Source organism: Streptomyces anandii JCM 4720, assembly GCF_014650655.1.
GTDB classification, from domain to species: domain Bacteria; phylum Actinomycetota; class Actinomycetes; order Streptomycetales; family Streptomycetaceae; genus Streptomyces; species Streptomyces anandii.
Genome location: NZ_BMVJ01000001.1, coordinates 445,529 through 447,767, shown reverse-complemented (window position 1 = coordinate 447,767; position 2,239 = coordinate 445,529). Strand labels below are relative to the sequence as shown.

At 75.1% G+C, this 2,239-nt stretch carries 2 protein-coding genes and 1 pseudogene; all 3 read right to left on the bottom strand.

Going from position 1 to position 2,239, the window contains the following annotated elements; translation table 11 throughout:
* Positions 1 to 259: pseudogene (locus IE249_RS35900) on the bottom strand (hypothetical protein); the annotation flags it as partial.
* A gap of 95 nt (positions 260 to 354) precedes the next feature.
* Complete coding sequence (locus tag IE249_RS02020; protein WP_189703001.1) at positions 355 to 1,392, bottom strand: C40 family peptidase; 1,038 nt, start codon at positions 1,390 to 1,392, stop codon at positions 355 to 357.
* A gap of 251 nt (positions 1,393 to 1,643) precedes the next feature.
* Positions 1,644 to 2,239 (bottom strand): C40 family peptidase (locus IE249_RS35895; RefSeq protein WP_229857247.1); only part of this gene is annotated, 596 nt, incomplete at its 5' end.

The following is a 2,239-nucleotide window of genomic DNA, read 5'->3' as shown; positions in this document are numbered from 1 at the left end:
GCGCCCGGTCGTAGCCGCTGACGCGGTAGCGCAGTTCGGCGTCGGCGGTGGCGTGGCCGCCGCTGCGGCGCAACGCGGTCACGCGGTAGGACCAGGTGGCGAAGGGCACCGCCTTCAGGGCGGCGTAGGGGGCGTGGGCGCCGGTGGCCGCGTACGCCGCCGGGTCGTGGTGCAGGACCGCGGCGGCCCGCCGGTCGAGCAGCCGCTGCACCTGGTCGCGGGCCGCGTCGGTCGCGGTCTGCCCGCCGCACCCGGCCAGGGACGCCAGCAGCAGGCACACCGCCACGCCCGAGGATCCCGACACCCGCCTTCGACCAGCCATTTTCCGATCGTACGGCGGCCGGGGCGCGGCCGTCAGACCCTTGTGACCGAGGAGATCGGCATCATGTCCACCCGGTCGTAGCGCACGGGGGCGCCCGGGTAGGGGGCGTGGATGACCCGGCCGTGGCCGGCGTACATGGCGACGTGGCCGGCGTCGGAGCGGTAGACGACCAGGTCCCCGGGCCGGATCCGGGACAGCGGGACCTGCCGGCCCGCGTACCGCTGCTCCTGCGAGGTGCGCGGCAACTGCACCCCGGCCCGCGCGTACGACCACTGCATCAGCCCGGAGCAGTCGAAGCCGGAGGGGCCGTTCGCGCCCCACACGTAGGGGCGGCCGAGTGCGGCGCGGGCGGCGGCGAGCGCGGCGGCCGCACGGCCGGAGGCGGCCGGGCCGTCGTCGCCGATGCCGGGCAGCCCGGACAGGGCGCCGTCGCGGCCGGAGCGTGAGGCCCGGTCGTAGGCCTCGCGCTCGGACGGGGACAGGGAGTCCAGGAGGCGGCGAGCGCGGGCGAGCTTCTCCTCGACGGTCCGCTTGTGGCGGACCAGGGCCGTGCGGCTGCGGTCGAGTCCGGCGAGGGCCCGGGTGGCCTCCGCGCGCTCCTGGGCGAGTTCGCGCATGGCCCGCTGCAGGTCGCGCAGTTCGCCGGACTGGTGGGCGCCGATCCGGTCCAGGGCCGCCGCCTTGTCGAGGTAGTCGGCCGGGTCGCGGGAGAACAGCAGCGCGAGGGACGGGTCGAGGCCGCCGGAGCGGTACTGGGCCCCGGCCACCGAACCGAGCGACTCGCGCAGGGTGTTGACGCGCAGCTGCTGCCGGGCGATGCGGTCCTGGGCGTCGCGCACCCGCCGGCGCAGTTGGCCGGCGCGCTCGTCGGCCTTGTCGTAGGCCTCGGTCGCCTTCTCGGCGTCCGCGTAGAGGCGGTCCACCTCCGAGCGGGTGTCGCCGGGCGGGGCGGCCGTGGCGGAGGTGGCCGGCAGGGCGCCGAGGGCGGCGGCCGCGGCGGACAGGACGCAGAATGCGGCGCCCGCACCCCGGTCGAAACCGGACGGTGCGAGGCGGCGATGGGACCCCACGGGAAGCCGAACTCCCTCCACTGGCCAGCACGGAATGCCTCCCCGGACCGACGGGGCGCGGGTGCGCCCCAGGTCGGGGGAAACGCGCCAGACAGTAGCCGTGCGGACACACCGCGGACAAAGCCTCCCGCGGGCGCACAACGCGACGCCCCGCCTCTGACGCAGGTCATGGGCGGGGCGTGGGGTCCGCGGGCTTGCCCGCGATTCGCCCGTTCGGACGGTACGACGGCTGTACGCCGACCGTGCGCCGGCTAGACGCGGACGCCGAACTGGAAGGGCATGTTGCCGATCGCCTCGTAGCGGACGACGGCACCGGTGTGCGGGGCGTGCAGCACCTGGCCGTTGCCCGCGTAGAGGCCGACGTGGTGCAGGTCGCCGTAGAAGAACACCAGGTCGCCGACCTGGAGCTGGCTCTGCGAGTAGATGCGGGTCCCGATGTTGGCCTGGGACTCGGAGGTGCGCGGGATCGAGACGCCGGCCTGCGCGTAGGCCCAGGAGGTCAGGCCCGAGCAGTCGAAGGAGGACGGGCCGGAGGCGCCGTAGACGTAGGGCGAGCCGATCTTGCTCTGGGCGGCGGAGAAGGCGGCGCCGGCCCGGCCGGAGGCGGGGGGCGTGTTGCCGTCCAGGGCGCTGCGCTCGCTGGCCCGGCTGGCGCGGCTCTGGTCGGCGGCGAGCTGCGCCTTCTCCTTGGCCGTCAGGGAGTTGAGCAGCTTCTGCGCCTCGGCGAGCTTGCTCTGGACTTCCTGCTTCTTCTTGCCCAGCTCGGTGCGGGTGGAGGCGAGGTCCTTGAGCTTCTCGGTGGCCTCGGCGCGCTCCTGGGCGAGTTCGCGCTGTTTGTCCTGGATCT